Source organism: Streptomyces sp. AA4, from assembly GCF_000158875.1.
GTDB lineage: Bacteria > Actinomycetota > Actinomycetes > Mycobacteriales > Pseudonocardiaceae > Amycolatopsis.
Window position 1 is genome coordinate 6401704 of sequence record NZ_GG657746.1, and the last position, 26336, is coordinate 6428039.

General features: G+C 68.9%; 25 protein-coding genes. 18 read left to right on the forward strand and 7 right to left on the reverse strand.

Translation table 11 applies throughout. The features are described from left to right. Positions 1-44: 44 nt before the first annotated feature. Positions 45-1439 (reverse strand): APC family permease, encoded by a 1395-nt coding sequence (locus SSMG_RS29205; RefSeq protein ID WP_009081986.1) that lies wholly within the window; start codon positions 1437-1439, stop codon positions 45-47. 151 nt (positions 1440-1590) lie between these two features. Here SSMG_RS29205 and SSMG_RS29210 point away from each other — a divergent pair, with 151 nt between their 5' ends. The 14 genes from SSMG_RS29210 to SSMG_RS29275 all read left to right on the forward strand — a co-directional run bounded on the left by SSMG_RS29210 (position 1591) and on the right by SSMG_RS29275 (position 16545). Further along, positions 1591-2202: a TetR/AcrR family transcriptional regulator gene (locus SSMG_RS29210; protein ID WP_009081987.1), complete on the forward strand. Its 612-nt coding sequence runs from the start codon at positions 1591-1593 to the stop codon at positions 2200-2202. Continuing rightward, a complete protein-coding gene (locus SSMG_RS29215; protein ID WP_037715203.1) occupies positions 2199-3266 on the forward strand; it encodes a P1 family peptidase in 1068 nt (355 codons plus the stop codon). Before SSMG_RS29210 ends, SSMG_RS29215 begins: the two co-directional genes overlap by 4 nt. Positions 3267-3988: 722 nt before the next feature. Beyond that, positions 3989-5434 carry a fumarylacetoacetate hydrolase family protein gene (locus SSMG_RS29220; RefSeq protein WP_009081990.1) on the forward strand — a complete coding sequence of 482 codons (1446 nt, stop codon included), beginning with the start codon at positions 3989-3991 and terminating at the stop codon, positions 5432-5434. Beyond that, positions 5422-6096 carry a GntR family transcriptional regulator gene (locus tag SSMG_RS29225; RefSeq protein ID WP_037715206.1) on the forward strand — a complete coding sequence of 225 codons (675 nt, stop codon included), beginning with the start codon at positions 5422-5424 and terminating at the stop codon, positions 6094-6096. The genes SSMG_RS29220 and SSMG_RS29225 overlap by 13 nt, the downstream gene beginning before the upstream one ends. Positions 6097-6111: 15 nt before the next feature. Continuing rightward, positions 6112-7056 (forward strand): 4-hydroxy-tetrahydrodipicolinate synthase, encoded by a 945-nt coding sequence (gene dapA, locus SSMG_RS29230; RefSeq protein WP_009081995.1) that lies wholly within the window; start codon positions 6112-6114, stop codon positions 7054-7056. A 2-nt stretch (positions 7057-7058) separates the two neighbouring features. Continuing rightward, a complete protein-coding gene (hpaE, locus tag SSMG_RS29235; RefSeq protein ID WP_037715208.1) occupies positions 7059-8567 on the forward strand; it encodes a 5-carboxymethyl-2-hydroxymuconate semialdehyde dehydrogenase in 1509 nt (502 codons plus the stop codon). Continuing rightward, the gene (gene hpaD / locus SSMG_RS29240) at positions 8564-9616 is read left to right on the forward strand and encodes a 3,4-dihydroxyphenylacetate 2,3-dioxygenase (RefSeq protein WP_009081999.1); all 1053 of its coding nucleotides are present in this window, start codon (positions 8564-8566) and stop codon (positions 9614-9616) included. The genes hpaE and hpaD overlap by 4 nt, the downstream gene beginning before the upstream one ends. Positions 9617-9722: 106 nt before the next feature. Then, entirely contained in the window at positions 9723-10664 is a 942-nt protein-coding gene (locus SSMG_RS29245; RefSeq protein ID WP_009082000.1) for a helix-turn-helix domain-containing protein, read from the forward strand. A 153-nt stretch (positions 10665-10817) separates the two neighbouring features. Continuing rightward, positions 10818-11585, forward strand: a complete 768-nt coding sequence (locus SSMG_RS29250; RefSeq protein WP_037718194.1) for a MoaF C-terminal domain-containing protein — start codon at positions 10818-10820, stop codon at positions 11583-11585. 19 nt (positions 11586-11604) lie between these two features. After that, positions 11605-11982, forward strand: coding sequence for a nuclear transport factor 2 family protein (locus SSMG_RS29255; RefSeq protein ID WP_286157073.1), 378 nt, complete (start codon positions 11605-11607; stop codon positions 11980-11982). Between the two features lie 96 nt (positions 11983-12078). Continuing rightward, positions 12079-13257, forward strand: coding sequence for an ABC transporter substrate-binding protein (locus tag SSMG_RS29260; protein WP_199786018.1), 1179 nt, complete (start codon positions 12079-12081; stop codon positions 13255-13257). Positions 13258-13287: 30 nt separating this feature from the next. Beyond that, entirely contained in the window at positions 13288-14148 is an 861-nt protein-coding gene (locus SSMG_RS29265) for a branched-chain amino acid ABC transporter permease (protein WP_009082008.1), read from the forward strand. Continuing rightward, positions 14135-15853 (forward strand): ATP-binding cassette domain-containing protein, encoded by a 1719-nt coding sequence (locus SSMG_RS29270; protein ID WP_009082010.1) that lies wholly within the window; start codon positions 14135-14137, stop codon positions 15851-15853. The genes SSMG_RS29265 and SSMG_RS29270 overlap by 14 nt, the downstream gene beginning before the upstream one ends. After that, positions 15850-16545 carry an ABC transporter ATP-binding protein gene (locus tag SSMG_RS29275; RefSeq protein ID WP_009082012.1) on the forward strand — a complete coding sequence of 232 codons (696 nt, stop codon included), beginning with the start codon at positions 15850-15852 and terminating at the stop codon, positions 16543-16545. The genes SSMG_RS29270 and SSMG_RS29275 overlap by 4 nt, the downstream gene beginning before the upstream one ends. A gap of 46 nt (positions 16546-16591) precedes the next feature. Here SSMG_RS29275 and SSMG_RS29280 read toward each other — a convergent pair whose 3' ends face one another. Both SSMG_RS29280 and SSMG_RS29285 read right to left on the reverse strand, forming a co-directional pair. Next, the gene (locus tag SSMG_RS29280; protein ID WP_009082014.1) at positions 16592-16921 is read right to left on the reverse strand and encodes a nuclear transport factor 2 family protein; all 330 of its coding nucleotides are present in this window, start codon (positions 16919-16921) and stop codon (positions 16592-16594) included. A 29-nt stretch (positions 16922-16950) separates the two neighbouring features. Continuing rightward, positions 16951-17706, reverse strand: coding sequence for an SDR family oxidoreductase (locus tag SSMG_RS29285; protein ID WP_009082016.1), 756 nt, complete (start codon positions 17704-17706; stop codon positions 16951-16953). 70 nt (positions 17707-17776) lie between these two features. Between SSMG_RS29285 and SSMG_RS29290 the strand changes: the two genes are divergently transcribed. After that, entirely contained in the window at positions 17777-18466 is a 690-nt protein-coding gene (locus tag SSMG_RS29290) for a TetR/AcrR family transcriptional regulator (RefSeq protein WP_037715212.1), read from the forward strand. A gap of 198 nt (positions 18467-18664) precedes the next feature. Here SSMG_RS29290 and SSMG_RS29295 read toward each other — a convergent pair whose 3' ends face one another. Genes SSMG_RS29295 through SSMG_RS29310 form a run of 4 tightly spaced genes read right to left on the reverse strand, consistent with a single transcriptional unit; the run spans position 18665 to position 20927 of the window. Continuing rightward, positions 18665-18916 (reverse strand): hypothetical protein, encoded by a 252-nt coding sequence (locus SSMG_RS29295; protein WP_009082018.1) that lies wholly within the window; start codon positions 18914-18916, stop codon positions 18665-18667. Between the two features lies 1 nt (position 18917). Beyond that, positions 18918-19382: a hypothetical protein gene (locus tag SSMG_RS29300; protein ID WP_009082019.1), complete on the reverse strand. Its 465-nt coding sequence runs from the start codon at positions 19380-19382 to the stop codon at positions 18918-18920. 15 nt (positions 19383-19397) lie between these two features. Then, complete coding sequence (locus SSMG_RS29305; RefSeq protein ID WP_009082021.1) at positions 19398-20195, reverse strand: SDR family NAD(P)-dependent oxidoreductase; 798 nt, start codon at positions 20193-20195, stop codon at positions 19398-19400. A 15-nt stretch (positions 20196-20210) separates the two neighbouring features. Next, positions 20211-20927 carry an SDR family NAD(P)-dependent oxidoreductase gene (locus SSMG_RS29310; RefSeq protein WP_037715214.1) on the reverse strand — a complete coding sequence of 239 codons (717 nt, stop codon included), beginning with the start codon at positions 20925-20927 and terminating at the stop codon, positions 20211-20213. Positions 20928-21069: 142 nt separating this feature from the next. On the opposite strand from SSMG_RS29310, the gene SSMG_RS29315 reads away from it, so the two are divergent. Genes SSMG_RS29315 through SSMG_RS29325 form a run of 3 tightly spaced genes read left to right on the forward strand, consistent with a single transcriptional unit; the run spans position 21070 to position 25354 of the window. Further along, entirely contained in the window at positions 21070-22941 is a 1872-nt protein-coding gene (locus SSMG_RS29315) for a primary-amine oxidase (protein WP_037715216.1), read from the forward strand. Between the two features lie 10 nt (positions 22942-22951). Continuing rightward, on the forward strand, positions 22952-23740 hold the full coding sequence (locus SSMG_RS29320; RefSeq protein WP_009082026.1) for a MoaF C-terminal domain-containing protein: 789 nt from the start codon (positions 22952-22954) through the stop codon (positions 23738-23740). A 3-nt stretch (positions 23741-23743) separates the two neighbouring features. After that, positions 23744-25354: an amidohydrolase gene (locus SSMG_RS29325; protein WP_009082028.1), complete on the forward strand. Its 1611-nt coding sequence runs from the start codon at positions 23744-23746 to the stop codon at positions 25352-25354. The last annotated feature ends 982 nt before the right edge of the window (positions 25355-26336 follow it).

Sequence of the window (26336 nt, forward strand, 5' to 3'; positions counted from 1 at the left end):
CAACCGGACCGCCCACGGTCTCAAGTGGACGGTCCAGTCCCGGTTTACGAGGTCTCCCGCACCGGCGCGGGCGCGACCTCCTCCTCTTCCACCGCCTCGCTCAGCTGCCAGCCGCCCCGGCGACGCAGCACCACGAGGTAATAGACCAAGGCCAGCAAGGCAATCGCCGCGGTGACGATGAGGCTCGGCCGTCCGATCACCGGGTCGGTCGCGTTCACGTACAGCACGAACGCCAGCGCGACCAACGCCACCACCGGCGCGATCGGGAAACCGGGCATCCGGTACTTCGCCCCCGCCGTCGCCCCGGAGCGGCGGCCCAGGATCGCGCCGAGACAGAGCGCCGCGTACACGACGACGATCGACGTGCTGGTCACGACGGTCAGGATTTGCGGGTCCACAAAGCACAGCGCGGCGGCGATGAAGCCGGTCGCCAGCGTCGCGACCCACGGGGTGCCGAACTTCGGGTGCACCGCGGCGAGCGCGCGGTTCATCGCCTTCGGCCACGCGCGGTCGCGGCCGCTGCTGAACACCAGGCGGGAGCTGATCAGCACGATCGCGAGGACCGCGTTGATGATGGCGAGCGCGACCGCGAGGCTCAGCACAGTGTCCAATGTGGTCCCGCCGCGGGCCTGCACGAAGTACGACAACATGTTGGGAGAGTTGAACAAAGTGCCGAGATCCGGGGCGCCCATGAGCACCGCGGTGACCGGGATCAGCTCGGCCAGCACGGTGACCCCGAGTCCCATGAGGACAGCGCGCGCCACTCCGCGTCCGGCGTCCTTGGTTTCCTCTCCAAAGTAGACAGCCGAGCCGTAGCCGTTGTAGGCGAAGATCGCGATGGCGGTAGCGATCATCACCGCGCTGATCGTCGCCGGGCCGCCGCCCGGGGCGACCGGATGCGCGAGCAGATCGGAGAACGGGCGGGCAGGCTTGACCAGCCCGAGCACCGCGACCACGGCCAGCGCCAGCAGCTCCACGGCGAGGAAAATGCCCGTGACCCAGGCGTTCAGTTTGATGTCGAACACCGCGACGATCGCGGCGAGCACGCAGGTCACCGACGCGACGATCGCCGGGGAAACGCCGGGCAGCACCACGCTCAGGTAGGTGCCGACGCCGAGCGCGATCACCGCGACGATCAGCACCTGCGTCACGATCATGATGCCCAGCACCATGAATCCGGGCATTTTGCCGAGCGTGCGGGCCGCGATCGTGTACTCGCCGCCCGCGCTCGGGAAGGCAGAACCCAGTTCGGCGTACACGAAGGCCATGAAGACGCCGACCACGGCGGCGGCGAGGAAGGCGTAGAAGGCGCCCGATCCGGCGCCGGTGAGGACGCCCGGCGCGATGACGAACACCGAGGACGCCGGGCTGATCGCGGAAAGCGTGATCAGCAGCATGCCGAGGGTGCGCAACCCGCGGCGCAAGACGGGGGTGGACAACGCTGGCCTCCATCACGTCGTTGTTTGAATGGAACTAAAATAACCAGCCGGGCGTTCAGCTAAGGCCCTCGCGCCCGCCGCGTCAAGACTTCGGCGGTCTCGATCCGTTCCGGGGGTTGCGTTTTTCGAGATTTGTTCAAAGAATCAGGGCATGGCAAGACCGAGCAAGGCCCCCGAGCGGCGGGCGGAACTGGTCGCGGCGGCGCGGCACACGGTGGTCGAACGCGGCGTGCTGAACCTGAAGCTGCGCGACGTCGCGGACCACGCCGGCATGTCGCCGGGTTCCCTGTTGTACTACTACCCTTCCCTGAGCGACCTGCTCGAAGACGTGCAGCAGGAGGCCGTCGAACGCTTCTGCGTAGCGCGCGAAGCCGCCGTCGCCGCCGAGTCCGACCCGCGGGCCCGGATGCGCGCGATGATCAGCAGCGGACTGCCGAACGGCAAGAACGACGAGCTGTGCGTGCTGCTGTACGAACTGGGCACCATCGCCCGCCGCGAACCGGCGTACTCCGCGCGGCACATCGCGCTGTACGAACGGCAGGTCCGCGGGTACGTCGGCATCCTGGAAGCCGGTGCCGCGACGGGGATTTTCGACCTGACCGACGCCCCTGTCACCATCGCCCGCAACCTCGTCACGCTCGAGGACGGGTACGGACTGCACCTGACGCAAGCGGTGCCGCCGCTCGACCGATCCGTCGCCGAGGCGGCGGTGCTGTCCTACGCCCGCGTTTCGACCCGATGCTCCCTGGAGGACCCCGCATGACCCGCGCCCGCGACCTGGGCATCGCCCTCGGCGGCAAGCCCGGCCCGCACAACGCGATCACTGACATCCCAGGCGTCGAGGTCGGATACACCACCTTGATCGAGGGTTCGTCGGTGCGGACCGGCGTCACCGCGATCCTCCCGCGCGGCCGTTCGCGGTTCGACGTGCCGTGCTCCGCCGGTACGTTTTCCTTGAACGGCAACGGAGAAATGACTGGCCGAGCCTGGCTCGCGGAGACCGGGTCCTTGACTCTGCCGGTTCTGATCACCAGCACCCATTCGGTGGGGCAGTGCCATCGCGGAACGATCGACTGGGTGGTGCGCGAACGCCCGGACGCCGCGGCGGAATGGCTGCTGCCGGTGGTCGCCGAGACGTGGGACGGGTATCTCAATGACGTCAACGCCCCGACCATCCGGACCGACCACGCCGTCGCCGCCATCGACGCGGCCACCTCCGGGCCCATCGCCGAAGGTTCGGTCGGCGGCGGCACCGGGATGACCTGCTACGGCTTCAAGGGCGGCACCGGGACTTCGTCACGGGTTGTTTCGCATGGCTCGGACAGCTACACCGTTGGGGCTCTGGTGCAGGCGAACTTCGGAAGCCGCCCGGAACTCACCGTAGCCGGGACGCACCTGGGCACCGAACTGGCCGACGACAACCCGATGGCCGACACAAGCTGGCTCGCTCCGGCGGGCGCGGGGTCGGTGATCGTCGTGATCGGGACGGATGCGCCGCTGTTGCCTGGTCAGTGCACCGCCCTGGCCCGCCGGGTGCCGCTGGGGTTGGCTCGGACCGGGACCACTGGATCGCACTTCTCCGGCGACCTGTTCCTGGCCTTCAGCACGGCGAACGCGGGCGCGTTGACCAGCCATTTCCCCCGGCCGGACGACGAACCTTACGAAAGCATGCGGTTCATCCCGTGGGGTGCGATTGACCCGTTCTTCGAGGCGGTGGTGCAGGCGGTCGAGGAGGCGGTGCTGAACGCGCTGGTGGCGAACGAGGAGATGGTCGGGCACCGGGGGCACCGGGTTCCGGCGCTTCCCCTGGCGCGGTGGGGAGCCTAGAGCAGGCGCGGCGGGCTCGCCCGGGCGCTTGGCTGGGTACGCGCCGCGTTCGGGCGAGCCGGAGCTTTCCGGACCCGCCCCCGCCGAGAAAGCCTCGTGAGTGCCTAGGCCGGTTCTAACCGGCTTGGGCACTCACGAGGCCCCACACCGACGCACCCCGCCGGACCACGCACCCGCACCTCCCCGCCCTCGGCATCCTCCTCGCCGCCGCCGCACCGCCCGCCATGGCCGCCTCGCCGCGACACGCCGCCGCGGGCAAGACACGCCGGTCGCCACCGCACGGGAAGACTCGCCGAACCGCATCACTGCTCTCGGGGCTCGGGGCTCGGGACTCGGGACTCGGGGCAAGTCGGCACATCGCCGCAGAGCTGCTCACGAGCGGACCCGCCACGCCTCGCCCGCCACCCGCCTCGCCGCCGCAGTCCCGCTTCCGGAGCCGCATCCTGGCCGCGCTCACGACCGCCGCCCCGGCCCCGCCTCTCGGAGCCACACCACTGCGGTCGTGCCCGCCAGCGGACCCGCCAAGCCACGCCCGCCACCTCACCCCGCAGACCCGCCTCCGGAACCGCATCGCCGGTCGTCCTTCCGTCGGCCAGCCCGCTCATCTCGGCCACCGCCCGCCGGGAACCGCCAGTCGCCCGACCCCTTGCCCCGACCCGCCAGGATCGTATATCTTTTGAGATATCTTCCTCTCCCGACGACATCCGGGCAGGTCAACCCCCATGAGTCCCGCATCTAGCACTACCCCGCCGGAGCGGCCGGGCAAGGTTATTGCGCTTCATTTGAACTATCCGTCCCGCGCGAAGCAGCGCGGGAGGACCCCGGCGAAGCCCTCGTACTTCGTCAAGCCGACGACCTCGATCAGCACCTCCGGCACTCCGATCGAACGCCCGGCGGGCACCGAACTCCTTGCTTTCGAGGGCGAAATCGCGCTCATCATCGGCAAGCAAGCCCGGCGCGTCACCCCCGACCAAGGCTGGGACCACGTCGAGAGCATCACCGCCGCCAACGACTTCGGCGTATACGATCTGCGGCACGCTGACGGCGGCTCCAACCTCCGCTCCAAGGGCGGCGACGGCTTCACGCCCCTCGGCCCAGCGACGATCCCCGCCGCGGAGGTGGATCCCGCGAAACTCCGCGTCCGCACCTGGGTCAACGGCGAAATCGTCCAGGACGACACCACCGAGGACCTCATCTTCGACTTCGGCACGCTCGTCGCCGATCTCTCCCAGCTGAGCACGCTCGAACCCGGCGACGTCATCCTCACCGGGACCCCGGCCGGATCGTCCGTCGTCAAGCCGGGCGACACGGTCGAGGTCGAGGTCAGCTACGGCGCGAAAAGCACCGGGCGGCTCGTCACGCCGGTCATTGAGGGCACCACACCGCTCCCGGAGTTCAGCGCTCAGCCCAAAATCGACGACAACCAGCGCGAACAAGCCTACGGCGACCGGGAATCCGCGGGACTCCCGGCCGAGTTCGTGCTCACCGAGGAACTCAAGACCAAGCTCACCAGCGTAGGCACGGCAACGCTTTCGGCCCAACTGCGCAAGAACGGCTACAACCACGTCTCCATCGACGGCCTCGGCTCCACCCGCCCGGATACGAAACTCATCGGCCGCGCGAGGACGCTCCGTTACGTGCCCTTCCGCGAGGACCTGTTCAAATCCCACGGCGGCGGTTTCAACGCACAGAAACGCGCCATCGACAGCCTCAATCCCGGCGACGTCCTGGTCATGGAAGCCCGCGGCGAAAAGGGAACCGGCACGATCGGCGACATCCTCGCCCTGCGCGCGCAGGTCCGCGGAGCGGCGGGAATCGTCACCGACGGCGGCGTGCGCGACCTCGCGGCGGTGGCGGCGCTGGACATTCCGACCTACCACTCCGGTCCGCATCCGGCAGTGCTCGGCCGCCGCCACGTTCCCTGGGACGTCGACATCACCATCGCCTGTGGCGGCGCGACAGTGCAGCCGGGCGACGTAATTGTCGGCGATTCCGACGGCGTTCTCGTGATTCCGCCGCACATGGTGGAGAAAATCGCGGACGCGGCGATCGAGCAGGAACGCCAGGAAACGTTTATTGCGGAACAGGTCGCGAACGGCGAGAGCGTCGACGGCCTGTACCCGATGAACGACCACTGGAAGGCCAGGTACGCCCAGTGGCGCCCGTAGCAGGCGAGAGCAAATCCCAGCGCGCGTACCGCTGGATCAAGGACCGGATCGCGGACCGGACCTTCGGTCCCGGCTATCGGCTGGTGCTGGGGCAGATCGCCAAGGAACTGGACGTCAGCGTCGTCCCGGTGCGCGAAGCGATCCGGCTGCTCGAGGCCGAAGGGCTGGTGACGTTCGAGCGGAACGTCGGCGCGCAGGTCGTGATGGTCGACGAGACCGCGTACGAGCACACCATGCAGACCCTTGCCCTGGTAGAAGGTTTCGCCACCTCGCTGTCCGCGCCGAAACTGTCCACTGAGGACATCGCACGGGCGCGCGCGGTCAACGAGCAGATGCGCCTGTCGCTGGAAAACTTCGAACCGCACCGGTTCACCGAGCTGAACCAAGAGTTCCACTCTGTCCTCTTCGAACCCTGCCCCAACCCGCACGTGCTCGACCTCGTGCACCGCGGCTGGCACCGGCTGGCGTCGCTGCGCGATTCGACGTTCAGCTTCGTCCCGGGCCGCGCGCACGAATCCGTCAAGGAACACGAACAGCTGCTGGTGCTGATCGAGCAGAACGCCGACCCGCTGGAACTCGAACTGGCCGCGCGCCGGCACCGCACCGCCACCCTCGACGCCTACCTCGACCGGCGGGCCGCCCCGCCCGCCGAAGCTCCCTAGGAAGGACCCCGCCCCATGAGGTTCCGCAGCACCCCGAACGCCATCACCGGCTCGATCGCGCCGCTGATGACCCCGTTCACCGCCGACGGCGCCGTCGACCACGAGAGCCTGACCAACCTGGTGAACTGGCAGCTCGCGTCCGGTTCGCACGGCGTTTCGATCGGCGGCTCGACCGGCGAGCCCGGCGCGATGACGGTGGCCGAGCGCGCGGAAACGATCCGCACGGTCGCCAAGGCGGTGGACGACAAGGTGCCGTTCATGCCCGGCACCGGTTCGGCGAAGCTCGACGAGACGCTGGAGCTGACCGCCGAGGCACGCGACGCGGGCATCGACGCCGCGCTGATCATCACCCCGTACTACGCGCGGCCCACCCAGGAAGCGCTCTACCAGTGGTATGCCACGGTCGCGAAGGAATTCCCGGACCTGCCGATCGTCGCCTACAACGTGCCGAGCCGGACGTCGGTCGACCTCGCGCCGGAGACGGTCGCGCGGCTGTTCCGCGACTTCGACAACTTCGTCGGGATCAAGGAGACCACCAAGGACTTCGAGCACTTCTCCCGCGTACTTCACTTGTGCGGCAAGGAATTGCTCGTCTGGTCGGGCATCGAACTGCTGTGCCTGCCGCTGCTTTCCCTCGGTGGCGCCGGATTCGTGAGCGCCACCGCGAACATCGCCCCGGCGGCCAGCGCCGAGATGTACCGCGCGTGGACCGAGGGCGACTTCGACCGCGCCCGCGAGATCCACTACGGCCTGCACCCGCTGGTCGACCTGCTGTTCGTCGAGACCAACCCGGCCCCCGGCAAGTGGGTGCTGGAGCAGCGCGGCCTCATCCGGTCCGGCTTCGTGCGCCCGCCGCTGATCACCCCGACCGAACCGGGCCTCGCCCGGATCACCGAACTGATGCGCCAGGGCGAGCAGTACCTTTCGCCCGTCGACGGCTTCACCGTGGAAGGAAAGTGACCATGACCGCGCACTACGTGCCGGAGAATCTGCCGGAGCACATCCGCCACTACATCGGCGGCGCGCCGGCCGACAGCGTCTCGGGCGAGACCTTCGAGGTGCTCGACCCGGTCACGAACAAGCCGTATATGACGGCAGCGGCGGGCAAGGCCGAGGACATCGACCTCGCCGTCGCCGCGGCGAAAGAGGCGTTCGACCACGGCCCGTGGCCGAAAATGTTGCCGCGCCAGCGCGCCCGGATCCTCAACAAGATCGCCGATCTCGTCGAGAGCCGCGACAAGCAGCTGGCCGAGCTGGAAACCTTCGACACCGGCCTGCCGATCAAGCAGGCGCTCGGCCAGGCGCAGCGCGCCGCGGAGAACTTCCGGTTCTTCGCCGACCTGATCGTCGCGCAGGCCGACGACACCTACAAGGTGCCCGGCAAGCAGGTCAACTACGTCAACCGCAAGCCGGTCGGCGTCGCCGGGCTGATCACGCCGTGGAACACGCCGTTCATGCTGGAGAGCTGGAAGCTCGCGCCGGCGCTGGCGTCCGGCTGCACCGTGGTGCTCAAGCCCGCCGAGTTCACGCCGCTGTCGGCGAGCCTGTGGGCGGACATCTTCCGCGAGGCCGGCGTGCCGGACGGGGTGTTCAACCTCGTCCACGGCCTCGGCGAGGAAGCGGGCGACGCGCTGGTCAAGCACCCCGACGTCCGGCTGATCTCGTTCACCGGCGAAACCACCACCGGCGAAACGATCTTCCGCAACTGCGCGCCCGGCCTCAAGGGCATGTCGATGGAACTGGGCGGCAAGTCCCCCGCCGTCGTGTTCGCCGACGCGGACTTCGAAGCCGCACTCGACTCCACGCTGTTCGGCGTCTTCTCGCTCAACGGCGAACGCTGCACGGCAGGCAGCCGGATCCTCGTCGAGCGCCCGATTTACGACGAGTTCTGCTCCCGGTACGCCGAACGCGCCCGCAACATCGTGGTCGGCGACCCGCACGACCCGGCCACCGAGGTCGGCGCGCTGGTGCACCCGGAGCACTTCGACAAGGTGATGAGCTACATCGAAATCGGGAAGACGGAAGGAAAACTGCTCGCCGGCGGCGGCCGTCCGGAGGGCTTGGACACCGGGAACTACGTGGCCCCCACGGTCTTCGCCGATGTGAAGCCGGACGCGCGGATCTTCCAGGAGGAGATCTTCGGCCCGGTCGTGGCGATCACGCCGTACGACACCGACGAGGAAGCTCTCGAGCTGGCGAACAACGTCAAGTACGGCCTGGCCGCCTACGTCTGGACCGCTGATCTCACCCGCGCGCACACCTTCGCGCAGAGCATCGACGCCGGCATGGTCTGGCTGAACTCGCACAACGTGCGCGACCTGCGCACGCCGTTCGGCGGGGTCAAGGCGTCCGGCCTCGGCCACGAAGGCGGCTACCGCTCGATCGACTTCTACACCGAACAGCAGGCCGTGCACATCACGCTCGGCGACGTGCACACGGCGCGCTTCGGGGCCGGGAAGGACAAGGCATGACCACGACCCCGCCGGACGTCATCCGCTGCGCGTACGCGGAATTGATCGTCAGCGACCTGAAGGCGTCGCGAGAGTTCTATGTGGACGTTCTCGGTCTCGTCGTGACCTATGAGGACGACGAAGCGATCTACCTGCGCGCGTTCGAGGAATACCTGCACCATTCGCTGATCCTGCGCAAGGGCGCGGAACCGGCGCTGGCCGTGCTCGCCTACCGCGTGCGCGGCGAGGGCGAACTCGACGTCGCTGAGGCGTACTACCGCGAACTCGGCGTCGAGGTGCGCCGCGTCCCGGCGGGCACCACGCGCGGCATCGGCGAAGCGGTGCGCGTGCTGGACCCGCTCGGCTTCCCGATCGAGTTCTTCTACGAGGCCGAACACGTCGAGCGCTTCACCCAGCGCTACGACGTGCACGGGGCGGGCGCGCTTTCGCGGCTCGACCACTTCAACGTGAACACGCCGGACGTCCCGGCGGCGCGGAAGTACTACGAGGGCCTCGGCTTCCGGGTGTCGGAGGACATCGTGGACGACGAGGGCACCGTGTACGCGGCGTGGATGTTCCGCAAACCGACCGTGCACGACGTCGCGCTCACCGGCGGCGCGGGCCCTCGCCTGCACCACATCGCGTTCGCGACCCACGAGCGGCACCAGATCCTGCACATCTGCGACCACCTCGGCGCGGTGCGGAAATCGGACCAGATCGAGCGCGGCCCGGGCAGGCACGGCGTGTCGAACGCGTTCTATTTGTACGTGCGTGACCCGGACGGGCACCGGATCGAGATCTACACCCACGACTATTACACCGGCGACCCGGACAACCCGGTGATCAGCTGGGACGTGCACGACAACCAGCGCCGCGACTGGTGGGGCAATCCGGTGGTGCCGAGCTGGTACACCGAGGCCTCGCGGGTGCTCGACCTCGACGGCAAGCTCCAGCCGGTCGTCGAACGCACGGAAGCGAAGGAAATGGACGTGACCATCGGCGCGGACGGGTTCTCCTACACCCGTGCCGAGGGCGCCGAGCAGGGTTTCAAACTGGGCGAACAGGTCTAAGGTGCGTTCCGTCCGTGAAGGGCTCCTTGAGGGAATCTGATTCCCGGAAGGAGCCCTTCACGGACCGCCAGCAGCGGTACCGGCACTTCGACGGAGAGGTGACATGATGACGGCAATCTTGCAGACGCCCACCACGGTCGCGCAGGACTTCACGGAGTTCCGGTCCGCTGTCCTGCGCTCGTTCGTGCCGCTGCAGGTGAGCACCGACCACCGCGACCGCTTCCACGGCAGGCTCCGCACGCACGAGGCGGGCGAGATCGCGCTCACCGAGATCACCGCGTCGCCGCACGCGGTCGAGCGCACGCCGGAACTCATCGCCCGCGCCGACCGGCCGTGCTACAAGCTGAGCGTCATGCTGGCCGGCACCGGAATCCTCACCCAGGACGGCCGCGAAGCGGTGCTGCGGCCCGGCGACGTCGCGCTGTACGACACGAACCGGCCGTATTCGCTCGTCTTCGAGGAGAATTTCCGGACGCTGGTGCTGATGTTCCCGCAGCAGCAGGTTGACCTGCCACGCGACCTGGTCGGTCAGCTCACCGCGGTGCGGATGTCCGGCCGCGAGGGGGTCGGCAACGTCGTGGTGCCGTTCCTGGCGCAGCTGGGCGGGAATCTGGACGTGCTGACGAGCCCGGTGGGCGTGCGGCTGGCGCACAACGCGGTCGACCTGCTGACCACGATGCTGGCCACCGAACTCGACCTGGACCGCACGGCCGCCGACCCGCACCACGACCTCATGCGGCGGATCCGCAGTTACATCGACGCGAATCTGTCGCGGTCCGATCTCGGTCCGGCGCAGATCGCGGCGGAGCATTACATTTCGACGCGGCATCTGCACGGGTTGTTCCAGGAGCAGGGGACGACGGTGGCGGGGTGGATCCGGCAGCGTCGGCTGGAGCATTGCCGCCGGGATCTGCGGGATCCGTTGCTCGCCGCGCGTCCGGTCGCGGCGATCGCGGCGCGGTGGGGATTTGTCGACGCGGCCCATTTCTCGCGCGTCTTCCGAGCCGCCTTCGCGCAGTCGCCCAGCGAATTGCGCGCCCGCGGCTGACCCCTCGCAACGACCGACGGCGCCCCTGTCCATCAGGGGTGCCGTTTGCCGTTTCCGCCCCGAAGCCGCTGGTATTGACCGCGAGCGTCCGGCAGTTGCCCGCCAGCGCATGAACGTTCGCTCCCGGGCCGGGGCGCGGCGAGCATGATGGGCATGTCCGACCCTTCCCCTGACGAATGGCGCACCTACGACGAGTTCGCCGCCGGGATCGACACCTACCGGCTGCCCAACGCCGACCTCACCGGGCGGGAGCTCACCGTCACGCAGGATGACGGCGCGAAGCTCGAACTGCGGTTCCTCGACGGCGAACGGCTTGCTCTGAACGGCGTCGAAGACCCCTACGACGCGGTCGCCGTGCGCCCCGACGTCTTCTTCGTGAACCTGCCGCTGACGAGCGTCGAAGGCGAGGCCCTCACGATCGTCTACTCGACCACCACGCACCGCGCGCTTACCGTGCGGTCGGTGATCGGCGACGAGGACGTCGAAGGCACGCCGCGGGTTTCGCAGACCTTCCACGCCGGCACGACCGACGGCGGCGAGCCGACCGGCGACGTGCCCGGTCCGTCGCGGGACCTCATCGGCAAGCGCAACGTCTACCGCTACAGCCCGAACCACCTGTACGAGCACGTTTACCTCTCCTCGGAACGCTACTGCTGGCAGTGCGTCGAGGGCGTGCAGCGCGGACACGGCGACGTTGATATGTCCACCGTCTGGAAGTTCGCCGACGGCCTGTACCTGTTCTGCTTCCGGGAGTTCCGGATCGCGGTGGCCAGCGTGTGGCTGCACGACCTCGGCTACGACCTGCGCACCACCGGCGTTTTCCTCGGCATCACCGGCGACGGCCGGTCCGAGCATTCCCGCGCTGGCGGGCACATCTACCCGCTCGGCTCGATCAGCTACCCCGACGTCCAGCCTGTCTAAGGAGTTTCCCGTGTCCAATATGGACGTGATCACCGCGCACTACGAGGCGAGCGACCGCGGCGACCTCGACGGCATGCTCGCCCCGATCGGCCCCGAGACCACCTGGACCGAGGCCGCCGGATTCCCTTACGCGGGCACCTACACCGGCCCGGACGAGGTGCGGCGCAACGTCTTCGAGGCGATCGCGCGCGACTGGGACGGGTACCAGTTCACCCTGTCCGCGCTGCTGGACGCCGGCGACTCGATCGTCGGTCTCGGCACCTACACCGGCACGAACCGCAAGTCCGGCAAGGCGTTCACCGCGCGCGTGGCGCACGTGTGGAAGTTCGACGGCGACAAGGTCGCGAGCTTCGAGCAGATCGTCGATTCCGCCCCGGTCGCCGCGGCGACCGACTGAATCTCCCGCGAAACGGCGGTGCCGGTCCTTCCCCCGGCACCGCCCCCGTTCTCTCTCCCCTCCCCCTCTGGTCACTGTGGACCGGAAAGCCGAGCCATGATGAGAAAGTTCCTGCCCGCGCTCGCCGCGGCCGTGCTCGTCACGCTGGTCGCGGCGGGCTGCGCGGGCACCGCCGATCCGAACGGACCGATCGTGGTCGGCTCGGTCAACGCGCTGAGCGGACCCGCCACCTTCCCGGAATCCTCCCAGGCCGCCAAGGCCGTCTTCGACGCGGCGAACGCGGCGGGCGGCGTGCACGGGCGCAAGATCGAATACCACGCCATCGACGACAAGGGCGACCCCGCCGCCGCGGCGGCCGCCGCCCGCGAAATCGTCGGCGGCGATCAAGCGGTCGCGCTGGTCGGGTCGTCCAGCCTCATCGAATGCCAGATCAACGCCAAGTACTACCAGCAGGAAAAAGTCCTGTCCATTTCCGGCATCGGCGTCGACCCGTCGTGCTTCACCAGCCCGAACATCGGGCCGGCGAACGTCGGGCCGTTCCACGACATGACGCTGACCCTGCTGTACGGCTCCGAAGTGCTGCACCTGGAAGACATGTGCGCACTGCTGGAAATCGCCGGGAACACGCTGCCGTACTACCGCGCGGCGATCGACGAATGGTCGAAAATCACCGGAAAAAAGCTCAAGTACGTCGACGCGACCGTGCCGTACAATGGTTCCGACTACACGCCGTACATCGTCAAGGCCCGCGCCGCCGGGTGCAAAGCGGTGACGGTCAACCCGGTCGAGCCCGACTCGATCGGCCAGCTGAAAGCCGCGCAGGCACAGGGTTGGAAAGATGTGACCTGGCTGCTGCTGACGAGTGTCTACAGTGAACAGTACGCGAAGGCGGTTTCCGAAGCGGGCCAGGGAGTTTACGTCCCCGCTGAGTTCTACCCGTTCACCGACCCGTCCAGCCCGCGCACCAAGGAGTGGCGGGATCTCATGACGCGCAACAACATTCCGCTGACGTCGTTCAGCCAGGGCGGCTACCTCGCGGCGAAGTACTTCCTGCAGGTGCTGAACGGCATGCAGGGCGAGATCACGCGGGAATCGGTGACGAAGGCGCTGCGCGAGATGAAACCGATCTCCGATCCGATGGTCGGCACGCCGTACGTGTTCGGACCCGGGCAGACGCACCACGACAACACCGCGGGCTGGCCGGTCAAGCTCGCGACGGGCACGAACCGGTGGCAGATCGCCGGTACCGACTGGCTGCGGATCCCGCGGCGCTAGCCCGATCCATTCTGGACAGAGGAGACTGCAATGGTGCAGGGAGCGCTGGCCGGGCTGGCCGCCGGCGGGCTTTACGCGGTGCTGGCGGTGTGCCTGACGCTGATGTCGCGGCTGGTCCGCGTCGTCAACTTCGCCCAGGCGGCCACCGGCATGTTCGGCAGTTACGTCGGGGTGGCCCTGTCCGTCCACGGCGGACTGCCGGAATGGCTGGCAGTGGTGCTCGGCGTGCTGCTGGGCGGGGTGCTCAGCGTGCTGATCGGCTGGGTCGTGTCGACCTGGCTGGCCGAAGCGGGCACGGGCACCCGCTCGGCCGTGACGGTCGCGGTGCTGCTGCTGTTGATCTCGTTGTCGTTCATCCTGTTCGGCAACAAACCGCAGCCGTTCCAGGCGTTGCTGGCCGGTCCGGCCTTCACCGTCGGCGGCGTGGTGATCAGCCAGGTGACGGTCGTGACGGTCGCGCTGGCGGTGGTGATCGCCTTCGCCGCGCGGTTGATCCTGACAAAGACGCCCGTTGGCATCTCACTGCGCGCGCTGTCGGAACGCCCGACGACCGCTGAGCTGCTGGGCATTCCCGCGAAGCGGCTCAGCGCCGCGGTCTGGGGCGCCACCGGCCTGATCAGCACCGTCATCATCGTGATCGTCGCGCCGTCCCAGTCGAACGACGCGACCTCGCTGTCCATGCTGGTCGTGCCCGCCGCGGCGGCGGCCCTGCTCGGCGGGTTCCGCCGGCTGGACCTCGCCGTCGCCGGCGGTCTGGTGCTCGGCATGCTGCAGGGCGCGCTCGCGCAGGTCGACCAGCTTTCGGTAGTGCGGAATTTCGTCCCGTTCCTGGCCATCGTCGGCCTGCTCGTGTGGTCTCAGCGCAAGGAGGTGTGGGATGCAGCTCGCTGACCGGGGCGCAGTGTCCCGCTTCGGAACCCCACTGGTCGTCGCGGTGGTCGCGGTACTGGTCGGCATCGGCCTGACCGTCGGCCTCAACGGCTACTTCGCCTACCTCGGCGTGAGCGTCGTAGTAGCCGCCATCGCCTTGCTCGGCCTGGGCGTCGTGACCGGCAGCGCGGGCATGATCTCGTTGTGCCAGTTGACCTTCGGCGCGATCGGCGCGTGGGTCGTCTCCGCGCTCAACGTCGCCCACGCGCCCGGCGGCTTCCTGTTCTGGCTGCTGCTGGGCGGTCTCGCGGCGGGCGTGGTCGGTGTCCTCATCGGACTTCCGGCGCTGCGGCTGCGCGGGATCAACCTGGCGGTGGTGACGCTCGGCCTGGCCGCGGCCGCCGACGTCACCCTGGTGGAAATCCAGTTCCCCGGCACCACCGAAGGCGTTTCGGTGGACCGGCCGTCCTTGGTCGCCGACGACAACGCGTACTTCTTGCTGTGCGTCATCGTCCTGATCGTCTGCGCCTTGCTCGTGCACTTCCTCCGGCGCGGTCCGTGGGGCAGCAGCTGGGCCGCAGTCGCGTTCTCCGAGCGCGGCACCGCTGCGGCAGGCGCGAGCGTCCGCACGGCCAAGCTCTCCGCCTTCGCGGTCAGCGCCACTCTCGGCGGCATCAGCGGCGGCCTGCTCACCGCACAGGTCGGGTTCGCCTTCCCGACCAGCTTCGCTCCGCTGCAGTCACTGGCGTTGTACGTGCTGGCGATCATGTCCGGTGCGCACCTGATTGACATGGCAGTGTTCGGCGCGGTCCTGTGGGTTGCCGTACCAGAGCTGTTGAAGCGCTGGGGCGTCCCGCAGGACTGGGGCTACGTGATCTTCGGCCTGCTGGGCATCCAGGCCCTGGCCGGACGCGGCAATCTGGGCACCGCGATCCGCGAACTGTGGCGGCGCCGTTCGAGGGCCAGCGCCGGAGTCCAGATCACCGCGCTGGACGAGGAACCTCCGCGACTGCCACCGGGCGAGCCGGTGCTGGTGGTCCGCGGCTTGAGCGTCACTTTCGGACAGGTCAAGGCACTGTCCGGAGTGGACTTAGCCGTGCCGAAGGGCGGAGTTCTCGGCGTCATCGGCCCGAACGGAGCCGGAAAGTCCACTTTGGTCGATGCCATCAGCGGCTTCCTTCCACAAGCCCAAGGAACCGTAGAACTGGCCGACCGTCCGCTCACCGGCGACCCGACTCAGCGGGCCCGTTCCGGCCTGCGGCGCACCTTCCAGCAAGACCGCGTCCCCTCCGGCCTGACCATCGAGGCGTACGTCCGCTTCGTCGCCCGCCGTCGTCCGCCAGCCGCCGAAGTCGCTGCCGCACTGGAGTTCTTCGGTTGTCCTCCGGCAGCAACGCCGCTGGACCGGGTCGACGTGGGCGCGCGCCGGCTGGTCGAGGTCGTCGGCCACCTGATGGCGAAACCGCAAGTGCTGCTCCTGGACGAACCGGCGGCGGGTCTCCCGCACGAGGAACACGTCGCGTTCGGCGAACGGTTGCGGCAGGTCCCGGCCCGGTTCGGCGTTTCGGTGCTGATCATCGAACACGACCTCGACCTGGTCCGGTCGGTCTGCGACACCCTGACCGTGCTCGATTTCGGCGAGGTGCTGGCGAGCGGCCCGCAGGCGGAAGTGCTGGCGGATCCGGCGGTTCTGAAGGCCTACCTGGGCGAAACGGAGATGCTGTGAGCACGCTGCGAATCGAGAACCTGACCGTCGCGCGCGGGGCGGGCCCGGTCATCACCGACGTCGGCCTGACGCTGGAAGCAGGCAAGATCACCGCCCTGGTCGGCCCCAACGGCGCGGGCAAGACCAGCCTGCTGGAAGCCTTGTCCGGCGTGCTCCCCGCGGCGAGCGGGACTATCCACATTGGACACGCGGACGTCACGAAACACTCGCGGGTGGCCAGAGCGCGGCTCGGACTGGCGCACGTGGAACAAGGACGGGCGGTCTTCGCCGGGCTGACCGTCCTGGAAAACTTGCGCCTGACCGCCAAAACCCCGGCCGGCGTGGACGAGGTCCTCGCCCTCTTCCCGGAACTGGAGAAACGGAAGAACTCCCCTGCCGCGCTGCTGTCCGGCGGCGAGCAGCAGATGGTGGTGCTGGGCCGGGCCTTCGCGGCGAAGCCCAAGTTCCTGCTCATCGACGAGATGTCGCTGGGCCTGGCTCCCGCGGTCTTCACCAGGCTTCTCCCGGCGGTCACCGAGTTCGCCAAGGCGGGCGCGGCGATTCTCCTGGTGGAACAGTTCACCCACCTGGCGCTGAAGGTCGCGCAGGAAGCCCTGGTGGTTTCTTCCGGCAAGGTCACCTACACCGGGGAAGCGCAGCCGCTGCTGGACAATCCGGACACGCTGCACCGGGCATACCTGGGCGCCAACTGACCCGGGGCGTGGGCGTTCCGCGGTGGGCCGCCCACGCCCCGGCCGGTCAGCCCTCCCGGATGGTCATCTTGGCCAGCCGGTCGCCGTCGACCTCGAAGACGAACTTCGAGCGGCCGTTGGCGTGGTTGCTCCGCCAGTCCCCGACCACGGTGACGGTGTCGCCGGAGACGGCGACCTCCTCCGGGGTCAGGACGCCGCGCGAGCCGATGAACTCGACATCGCTCCACCCCTTGATCGCGGCGCGGCCGGCGAACGACCGGCCCCAGTCGTCCACGACGCCGTTTTCGGTGAACGCGTCCAGGAACGCGGCGTCGTCGTGCCGGTTCACCGCGTCGACGAACGACGCGACCGGTTCCGGAATCTCCACTTCGGACATAGTGCTTTCCCTTGCTGTCGCGGCGAAACTCAGCGGGTGGTGTAGCCGCCGTTGGCGAAGATAGTCTGCCCGGTGATCCACCAGCCCGACGTCGCCAGGAACGACACGATCGGGGCGATGTCCTCGATCTTCGTCAGCTGGCCGCCCATCGCCTGCGATTTGTGGAATTCCACCCGCTCCGGGGTTTCCTGGCCGTAGAAGAACGGCGTGTCCATCGGGCCGGGACCGACCGCGGTGACCGAGATCCCGCGCGGCGCGAATTCCTTGGCCGCGGCGCGCGTGAAGTGCTCGACCGGGCTCTTGCCGCCCGCGTAGGTCGAGTACCCGTCGGTGAACGCCGCGAGCAGGCTGGTCACGATCGTGATGATCTTGCCGCCGTCGGCGACGTTCTTGCCCGCTTCCTTGATGAAGAAGTACGCGGCCTTCGAGTTGATGTCGAACATCGAGTCGTATTCGTCCTCGGTGGTCTCGACGATCGGCTTGCGCAGCACTTTGCCCACCGTGTTGACCGCGACGTCGATCTTGCCCAGCGCGGCCTCGGCGTCCGCGAACAGCTTCTCCACGTTCGCCGGAACGGTCAGGTCGCCGGTCAGGACGACGCCCTTGCCGCCCGCCGCCTCGACCGCGGCGAGCGTCTCCTCCGCCTGCGGGCGGGTCGACTCGGAGTTGTAGTGGATCGCCACGTTCGCGCCGGCCTCGGCGGCCTGCCTGCTGACGAGCCCGCCCAGGTTCTTCGCCCCGGCGGCGACGAGGACGTTCTTGCCCTTGAGGGTGTGGTCGGTCATCGGGACCCCTCCATCTCTTTATCGCTGATATGCACCACTGTATCAGTGCAACAGCGACTACCATAGCGGTGTGACACAGATTGCGAACGCTGATACCCGGACCCGGCTCCTGGACGCGGCTGCGAAGCAGGTCGCCGCGACGCCGGGCGAGGACATCTCGCTGCGCGCGATCTGCGCCGAAGCCGGGGTGAAAATGCCGACGCTGTACCACTTCTTCGGCAGCAAACAGGGCCTGCTGGACGCGGTCGTCGAGCGCGGTTTCGACCTGTATCTGGCGGAAAAAGGCGCCCGCGAGCCGTCCGGCGACCCGATCCAGGACCTGCGCGACGGCTGGGACGCCCACGTCGCCTTCGGGATCGCGAACCCCGGCTTCTACACGCTCATGTACGGCCAGGTCCACCCCGGCCACGCGCCCGCGGCGCAGGAGCGGCCCAGCGCGATGCTGCGCGCGCTGACGCAAGCCGCCGCCGACCAGGGGCGGCTGGCCGTCCCCCCGGAGCAGGCGGCCGCGCACATCCTGGTGGCGAACATCGGCGTCACGTTGCGGCAGATCATCCTCGCCGAGGAGGACCGGCCGCTGTCGGTCGCGGTGCGGGAGGGCGCGATCGCCGCGATCACCGGCACCGGGCCGGCCGCGGACAGCAGGCACGCCGAGATCCACCGGGTGCTGGAACACGCCGCCGCGAACCCGGAAATCCTGGGGGCCGCGGAGACGCAGCTGCTGGCGAAATGGCTGCGGAGACTGGCGGAATCAGGCTGAGGCGACGGCCGGGCGGTCGATCCGCTCGGGAAACGGATCTCCCTCCGGCGAGTCCGCGGCGAAGACCAGCGTCGAGCCCGACATGCTGAGATATCCGTTGCTGCTGCCCCTGATCGCGAACCCGTATCCGTCGGACGTGCACGCGTAACCGGCGGAAGGCGGTTTCGCGCGGAACTCCGTCGCCCAGCCCTGGTCGCGTCACGAACGCATCGTCAGGTCGAGGTACTGAGCGCAGGTCGCGGCGGTCGGTCCGAGCATCCAGTAAGCGATGTCGAAGGACCGCCGGGTTTCGTCGAGGCCGTAATCGTCGGAAAGGGTCACCCCGCGGTGGAACCTCGCCTTGGGCAGGTCCGGATGCCACCGCACCAGGGCCGTGCCGGACGGCAGCGCCCGGAGGGTTTCGGTGAAGTACTCCAGCGATCGGGCCCGGACCGCGGCTTGCGTCGGCACGTCAGCCGACCGGCTTCGGGGCGCCGCTCGCCGCGCGGAGGACCTCGGCGGCGGCGTTGCGCACGTCGTCCAAGACGCCGGTGGCCCACTGCCGGACGTCGGCGTCCTTGAACTCGCTGTCCACCACGCCGGTGAGAACGGTCGCGGCCCGCGCCATCGCGGCGGCGAGCGTGCCCGCGGCGTCGGCGACCTTCTCGACCCAGTCGTCGCCGCAGGAATCGGACACGACCGCCACCGGGACCTGTTCGACGTGGTAGAAGGTCCGGCTGGCCTCGCGGGCGGCGGCCAGCATGGCGAACACCCGGTCGGCGAGCGCCTCGCGGGCGCGCGCGACCGGGTGCCGCGGATAGGTCATGGCCTCACGGCCGAGCAGGACTTCGACTTCCCGGGCAATCTCGACGGCCCGGTCCGCGAATCGCTTGTTGGCTGTCGCGGTCTTCGCCGCCCAGTCCCCCTCGAACGTCATCCGGCCATTGTCCGGCTACATTCCCGCGCGCTCAAAGGCCAAAGTGGGCAAGTCGACCGCGTGCGCCCCGCCGTCCGCCACCAGCACTGCGCCGGTGATATACGAGGACTCCGCCGATCCCAGGAACCGCACGATGGACGCGATTTCCTCCGGCTCGGCCGGACGGCGCAACGGGACCTCGGCGGTCACGCGCCGGTACCCCTCGTCGTGCCCGCCATCGAACCCGGCCGCCTCGGCGAACTGCTCCATTTCGCCGTCCGCCATCGGCGTCCGCACCCAGCCCGGGCACACCGCGTTGGCCCGGACCCCGCGCGGCCCGTAATCCCGGGCGATAGACCGGGTCAGGCCGATCAGCGCGTGCTTGGCCACCGTGTACCCGGCGACATTCGGCCCGGCGAACAACCCGGCCAGCGAAGAAACAATCACGACCTGCCCGCCGCTTTCCACGAGCGAAGGCAACGCGGCCCGGCAGAACACGAACGCACTGGACAAATTGGACCGGAGCGCGATTTCCCATTCCTCGTCCCCGGTGTCCACCACCGAGGACAGGCCGTGCCCGCCGGCATTGGCGACGATCACGTCCAGCCGTCCGAACTTCTCGAGGATCTCCGCGATCGCCGCCTCCGCGTCCTCGCGGACGCTGGCGTCAGCGGCGATCACGTGCGCGCCGGTCTCCGCCGCGACCTTCTCCAGCGGCTCGCGCCGCCGGCCCAGAACCACGACCTGCGCGCCTTCGCCGGCGTACCGCCGAGCAACCGCAGCCCCAATGCCCGTCCCTCCGCCGGTAATCGCCACGACCCGCGTGTCTGCCATCGACATTTCTCCCTTTCAAGCAGGAAACCCAGACCGAGCCGATACGCCGAAATCGGCGAGCAAGGCCTGCCCGTTCACCGTCCGCGCCCGCGCGGAAGCCAGATACAGCACCTGCTGGGCGACCTCGTCGGCCGCCTGCACCGGGAACCCCGGTTCGTCCAGCAGGTCCCCCAAATCCCCGCGCGCCATCGGCGTATCGACCACCGACGGGCACACGCAGTTGACCCGGACGCCGTCGAACTCGACCGACAGCGCCCGCGTCAACGACACCACCGCGCCCTTCGACGCGCAGTAGGGCACCATCCCCGGCGCGCACACGAAGGCCGAATCGCTGGCCAGGAAGACGATGGAACTCCCGTCTCCGAGCCACGGCCGAGCGTGCTTCGCGACCAGGAACTGCCCCAGCACGTTCACCGACAGGACCGCGGCGAAGTCCGCCGCGCTGGTCTCGGCGAGCGGCCGTCCGACCGGTCCTGATATCCCAGCGCAGCCGACTACCACGTCAATCCCGCCGAACTGCTCCGCCACGAGCTGCACTGCCGCGGCGACCTGTCCTTCGTCGGTGATGTCCGCCCGCGCCGCGACGACGTCGCCGGGAAGCGACGGCGGCCGGACCCGGTCGACGACCCCGACCCGCGCGCCCTCCTCCAGGAACGCCCGCGCGCAGGCCAGTCCGATCCCGGAGGCGGCGCCGGTGATCAGCACGGCCTTGCCGGCGAGGTCGAGTCGCATGCGGCAATCCTGCAGCAACGGAGCGGGCGGGGATTGGCAACGAGTGCATCCTTGTTGTCAGCGACCGCACGACCCCCGGAGCGTGGCTACCGCTGCCCCCGGGCCACCGCGAAGACTGCGGCGAGGAGCGCGAAGGGACACCATGAGCAACGCACACGCCCACCCCCTTGACCCGCTGACCGCCGAGGAGCTGGCCGCCGGCCGGGCCGTGCTGGAGGCACAGGGGCTGATCACCGAGACGACCCGGTTTCCGCAGGTCCTCCCGGTGGAGCCGGACAAGGCCGCCGTGCTGGCCGGCGCCGCGACCGACCGCCGGATCCAGTTCACCCTGCTCGACACCGCGACCGGCGAATCGGCCGACGCGGTCGTCTCGGTGACCGCCGGGGAACTGGTCAGCCACGAGAAGTGCGGCGAGGGGCAGCCCCCGTATCTCTTCGAGGAGTACGACCTGGCCGAGGCCATCACGAAGGCCTCCCCGGAATGGCAGGCGGCCATGCGGCGCCGCGGTCTCGGCGACCGCATCGAGCACGCGTTCTGCGCCCCGCTCGCCCCCGGCTACTTCGGCCGCGAGGACGAGACCGGCCGGGTGATCCGTTCGCTCACCTTCCTGCGCGAGGACAGCACCGACAGCCCGTGGGCGCATCCGGTCGAAGGCCTGGTCGCGCACCTCAACCTCACCGAACAGCGCGTGCTCCGGGTCGAGGACGAGGGCGACATCCCGGTCCCGGAGGACTCCGGCCGCTACGGCCACCACCCCGCGCGCACGACGCTCAAGCCCATCGAGATCACCCAGCCGGAAGGCCCGAGCTTCCAGGTCGACGGTGCGCTGGTGACCTGGGAGGGCTGGCAGCTGCGCGTCGGGTTCAACGCGCGCGAGGGCCTGACCCTGCACCAGCTGACCTTCCAGGACCGCTCGGTGCTGTATCGCGCGTCGGTGCCTGAGATGGTCGTTCCCTACGGTGACACGTCAATCGGCCGGTTCTGGATCAGCTACTTCGACGCCGGGGAATACCTGCTCGGCAAGAACGGGAACAGCCTGCGTCTCGGCTGCGACTGCCTGGGCGTGATCCACTACTTCGACGCCTTCCTCGCCGACGACCACGGCCAGCCGGTGCGCGTGCCGAACGCGATCTGCATGCACGAGGAGGACTACGGGATCCTGTGGAAGCACACGGATCTCGAGGGCAAGGCCGAGGTCCGCCGTTCCCGCCGGCTGGTGCTCTCGTCGATCTCCACCATCGGCAACTACGACTACGGGTTCTTCTGGTATCTCTACCTCGACGGCACCATCGAATGCGAAGCCAAGGCGACCGGCATCGTCTTCTCCGGCGCGGGCGAACCCGGGTCCGCCCATCCGCACGCGTCCGAGATCGCGCCCGGCCTGTTCGCGCCGGTGCACCAGCACCTGTTCTGCGCCCGGCTCGACTTCGCCGTCGACGGCCAGCGCAACTCGGTATACGAGGTGGATGCTGTTGGCATCCCAGTCGGCGACGAGAACCCGTATGGCAACGCCTTCACCTGGAAGGCCACGGAACTGCGCACCGAACAGGAAGCGAAACGGCACGCGAACCCGGCGACCGCGCGGGTGTGGGAGGTCCGCAGCACCGAGCACACCAACCGGCTCGGCGCGCCGACCGCGTACCAGCTGGTGCCGCGGCCGTCGGCAACCCTGATGGCGCAACCGGAATCGACGGTGTACCAGCGCGCGACCTTCGCCACGAACCACCTGTGGGTCACGCCGTACGCACCCGACGAACGCTTCCCGGCCGGCGACCGTCCCAACGCGCATCCGGGCGGGGCCGGCCTGCCCGCGTGGACGGCGGCCGACCGCTCCGTCAGCGACACCGACGTCGTGCTGTGGCACGTCTTCGGCCCGACGCACATCCCGCGTCCGGAGGACTGGCCGGTCATGCCGGTCGACTATTCCGGATTCATGGTGCGCCCCTACGGGTTCTGCGACCGGAACCCGGCTCTCGACCTGCCCTCGGCCGCCCACGGTCACTGCGAACACTGAGGAAGGCTTCATGCCCGCGACCAATCTGTCCGACACCTCGACCTGGCTCCCGCTCGACGGTCTCGCCCCCGGTTTCGACGCCAACAAAGCGGCCACTGTGGACGATCTCGACAACCAGTCGTTCAATTTGGACTGTGCCGACGGCGGCACGTTCTCGATCAGCTTCACCAGCGGGCGCGCGTCGTGGAACGAGGACGGCGCCACCGGCGAGACCGCTTCCGAGACGTTTCTGGTGGACGCCGGACTGTTCTACGTGCAGTTCCACCCCGGTGCGGAAACCGCGTACAGCCTGCTGCTGGACGTGCGCCAGGGCCGCGCGCTGATCGTCACGAGCACGATCGGCGACGGACTTCCCCGCGTGACGCAACACTTCCGTCCCGCGACCATCCAGGGCCGCGAGGCGCACGGCGAGGAAATCGCGCCCAGCACGGCGTTGATCGGCCGTCACGTGCAATGGGTTTACAGCGAAGAGCACGCGTACGAGCACGTTTACCTCACCCCGCACTGGTACACCTGGCAGTGCCTTTCCGGCCCGGAGCGGGGCCTCGCCGACACCGACGAGAACTCCGTCTACCAGATCCGACCCGGGGTCTACGTGTTCTCCTGGCGCGAGAAGGTCATCCCGTGCGCGTCGGTGACCGTGGCCGACCACCGGAACGTGCGGGAGCTGCGTTCGCACGGTTCGCTGTTCGGGCTCGCTGAGGACGGCAAGACGCCGACGCACTTCACCTTCGGCGCGTACGGCCGTTTGCTCAGCAACACCGTTTATTCGCCGGACTACGACCCCGCTGGACAGTGACCCGTGGCGCCTGAACTGCTCCTCACCAACGCCACTGTGTACACAGTGGACGAAGACCGGCCGTGGGCGACCTCGCTCGCGGTGGAGAACGGCCAGATCACCACCGCCGAGGCGGGCCCGGACACCGAGGTCGTCGATCTCGGCGGCGCGTTCGTGCTGCCGGGTTTCGTGGACGTGCACAGCCACCACGCTCTCGCCGGGCGGGAATTGTTCGAACTGCGCCTGGAAAGCGGCGCGAGTCTCGACGAAATCCTCGCCGCGGTAAGGGAATGGTCGGCCGGGCTCGGTCCGGACGAATGGGTCGTCGGCGGCGCGTGGCCGTCCACTTTGGGCCCCGAACTCGGCCACGAATCCGCGCGACGAGCGCTGGACGAGGCGGCGGGCGGGCGTCCGGTGGTGCTGATCGAGGACAGCAGGCACAACCGGTGGGCGAGCAGCCGGGCGCTGAAACTGGCCGGAATCGACGCGTCCACCCCGGACCCGGCGGGCGGAACGATCCACCGCGACCTCGACACCGGCGCGCCGACCGGTCTGCTCATCGAGACCGCGGGTTTGGCGGTGGAGCGGGCGATGCGGGACACGCGCACGCTCACCGCCGAGCAGCACGCCGAAGCGTCGCGGCGGGCGATCGCGATCCTGCACTCGTACGGGGTCACGGCGTTCCAGGACGCCGCGGCCTCGCTGGACATCCTCGCCGCGCTGAAGACACTGGACGACGCGGGCGAACTGGCCGCGTGGGTAGTGTCGTCGATGCTGGTCAACGACCCGATCTTCGGCGCGGACCCGATCGGCAGACCGCTGCTCGACCGTGCCGCGGCGTACCGCAGCGAGCACCACCGACCGGACTTCGTGAAAATCTTCCTCGACGGCACCCCGCCCGCGCACACCGCGGCGTTCCTGGAGCCGTACCTGAACCACGAATGCTTCTGCGGCGACACCACGATGCCGCCGGAGGAACTCGCGGAGTGGCTGGACGTCGCGGTCGCGGCCGGCTTGTCCGCGAAAATCCACTGCGCGGGCGACGCGGCCGTCCGGGCCACTTTGGACGCTGCCGGTGCGTTGCGCGCCCACGGCGACTACACGACGAAAATCCAAGTGGCACACGGCCAGTTCATCCACCCGGACGACCTGGAACGCTTCGCGACGCTCAACGTGTCGGCTGATATCTCACCGTTCCTGTGGGTGCCCGGCGTGATCCCGGACGCCATCGCGCAGGTGATCCCGCCCGAACGCGCCGCGCGCATGCAGCCGAACCGCGCCCTGCTGGACACCGGCGCACTGGTCGCCGGAGGTTCGGACTGGCCGGTGAGCGAGTCCCCGAACGCCTGGGAGGGCATCGAGGGCCTGATCACCCGGCAGGACCCGTACGGCAAGCATCCGGGGAGCCTGTGGCCGGAACAAGCGATCACGCTGGCGGAGGCGATCCAGGTATTCACGCTGAACTCGGCGCGGGCTTGCGGGCTGGATGACGTTACTGGGTCTTTGACGCCGGGGAAGTCGGCGGATTTCGTGGTGTTGGATCGGGATCCGTTCCAGACTCCGGCTCATGAGCTGGCTGGGATTACGGTGCGGGAGACGTGGTTTGGGGGGAAGCGGGTTTACGCGCGGGATTGAGGGCGTGGGTGATTGGGTTCGGCGGGATAGCCACGCCCGATCTCGGCGGCGGGGCCCTGTTGACGCGGGCCGCGGGTGCCGAATCGAGACCAGGACCCATCCGCTGCCGCGGCGGACGAACTAGCCGCGACCAGGGCGCGGGAGACATGGTTGGCCGGGAACCGACTTTCCGCGCGGGGTGCGGTGGCGGTTCTCCGCGGGACAACCACGCACGTCCGCCGCAGCGCGCTCGCGACTTTCCCCAAGTCGCGCGTGCTGTGGACAACCCGTCCGAAGAGGCCTGGGTTGTCGGTGGGGGCGGATAGAGCGGAGCTTTGCCCACCCTGTTGACGCGGGCCGCGGGTGCCGAATCGGGACCAGGACCCCTCCGCTGCTGCGGCGGACGAACTAGCCGCGACTAGGGCGCGGGAGACATCGTTGGCCGGGAACCGACTTTCCGCGCGGGGCGGGGTGGCGGTTCTCAGCGGGACAACCACGCACGTCCGCCGCAACGCGCTGGACTTTCCCCAAGTCGCGCTGGCTGTGGACAACCCGGTTAGAGGGACCGGGGTTGTCGGTGGGGGCGGATAGAGCGGAGCTTTGCCCACCCTGTTGACGCGGGCCGCGGGTGTCGAATCGAGACCAGGACCCATCCGCAGCCGCGGCAGACGAACTAGCCGCGACCAGGGCGCGGGAGACACCGTTGGCCGGGAACCGACTTTCCGCGCGGGGCGGGGTGGCGGTTCTCAGCGGGACAACTATGCACGTCCGCCGCAGCGCGCGCAGGACTTTCCCCAAGTCGCGCGTGCTGTGGACAATCCGTCCGAAGAGGCCTGGGTTGTCGGTGGGGGCGGATAGACTGGACAAGGGCCGTCCCCCAGAGGAGGGCGGGGGTTTGCGTCGCCGGGGCTGTGGCCAGGACCAGGTGGCGGCAAGGGCCACGGATTCGCGATCGACGCCCCGGTCAAGCGCGTTACCGGCTATGTGACGCTGGCTGGCGTCC

Coding starts and splice junctions, on each gene's coding strand:
- hpaE (WP_037715208.1), top strand. CDS start 7,059: ATGACCGCGCACTACGTGCCGGAGAATCTGCCGGAGCACATCCGCCAC.
- SSMG_RS29265 (WP_009082008.1), top strand. CDS start 13,288: ATGGTGCAGGGAGCGCTGGCCGGGCTGGCCGCCGGCGGGCTTTACGCG.
- SSMG_RS29255 (WP_286157073.1), top strand. CDS start 11,605: ATGGACGTGATCACCGCGCACTACGAGGCGAGCGACCGCGGCGACCTC.
- SSMG_RS29210 (WP_009081987.1), top strand. CDS start 1,591: ATGGCAAGACCGAGCAAGGCCCCCGAGCGGCGGGCGGAACTGGTCGCG.
- SSMG_RS29310 (WP_037715214.1), bottom strand. CDS start 20,927: ATGCGACTCGACCTCGCCGGCAAGGCCGTGCTGATCACCGGCGCCGCC.
- hpaD (WP_009081999.1), top strand. CDS start 8,564: ATGACCACGACCCCGCCGGACGTCATCCGCTGCGCGTACGCGGAATTG.
- SSMG_RS29300 (WP_009082019.1), bottom strand. CDS start 19,382: ATGACGTTCGAGGGGGACTGGGCGGCGAAGACCGCGACAGCCAACAAG.
- SSMG_RS29245 (WP_009082000.1), top strand. CDS start 9,723: ATGACGGCAATCTTGCAGACGCCCACCACGGTCGCGCAGGACTTCACG.
- SSMG_RS29260 (WP_199786018.1), top strand. CDS start 12,079: ATGATGAGAAAGTTCCTGCCCGCGCTCGCCGCGGCCGTGCTCGTCACG.
- dapA (WP_009081995.1), top strand. CDS start 6,112: ATGAGGTTCCGCAGCACCCCGAACGCCATCACCGGCTCGATCGCGCCG.
- SSMG_RS29250 (WP_037718194.1), top strand. CDS start 10,818: ATGTCCGACCCTTCCCCTGACGAATGGCGCACCTACGACGAGTTCGCC.
- SSMG_RS29320 (WP_009082026.1), top strand. CDS start 22,952: ATGCCCGCGACCAATCTGTCCGACACCTCGACCTGGCTCCCGCTCGAC.
- SSMG_RS29305 (WP_009082021.1), bottom strand. CDS start 20,195: ATGGCAGACACGCGGGTCGTGGCGATTACCGGCGGAGGGACGGGCATT.
- SSMG_RS29315 (WP_037715216.1), top strand. CDS start 21,070: ATGAGCAACGCACACGCCCACCCCCTTGACCCGCTGACCGCCGAGGAG.
- SSMG_RS29285 (WP_009082016.1), bottom strand. CDS start 17,706: ATGACCGACCACACCCTCAAGGGCAAGAACGTCCTCGTCGCCGCCGGG.
- SSMG_RS29280 (WP_009082014.1), bottom strand. CDS start 16,921: ATGTCCGAAGTGGAGATTCCGGAACCGGTCGCGTCGTTCGTCGACGCG.
- SSMG_RS29215 (WP_037715203.1), top strand. CDS start 2,199: ATGACCCGCGCCCGCGACCTGGGCATCGCCCTCGGCGGCAAGCCCGGC.
- SSMG_RS29220 (WP_009081990.1), top strand. CDS start 3,989: ATGAGTCCCGCATCTAGCACTACCCCGCCGGAGCGGCCGGGCAAGGTT.
- SSMG_RS29270 (WP_009082010.1), top strand. CDS start 14,135: ATGCAGCTCGCTGACCGGGGCGCAGTGTCCCGCTTCGGAACCCCACTG.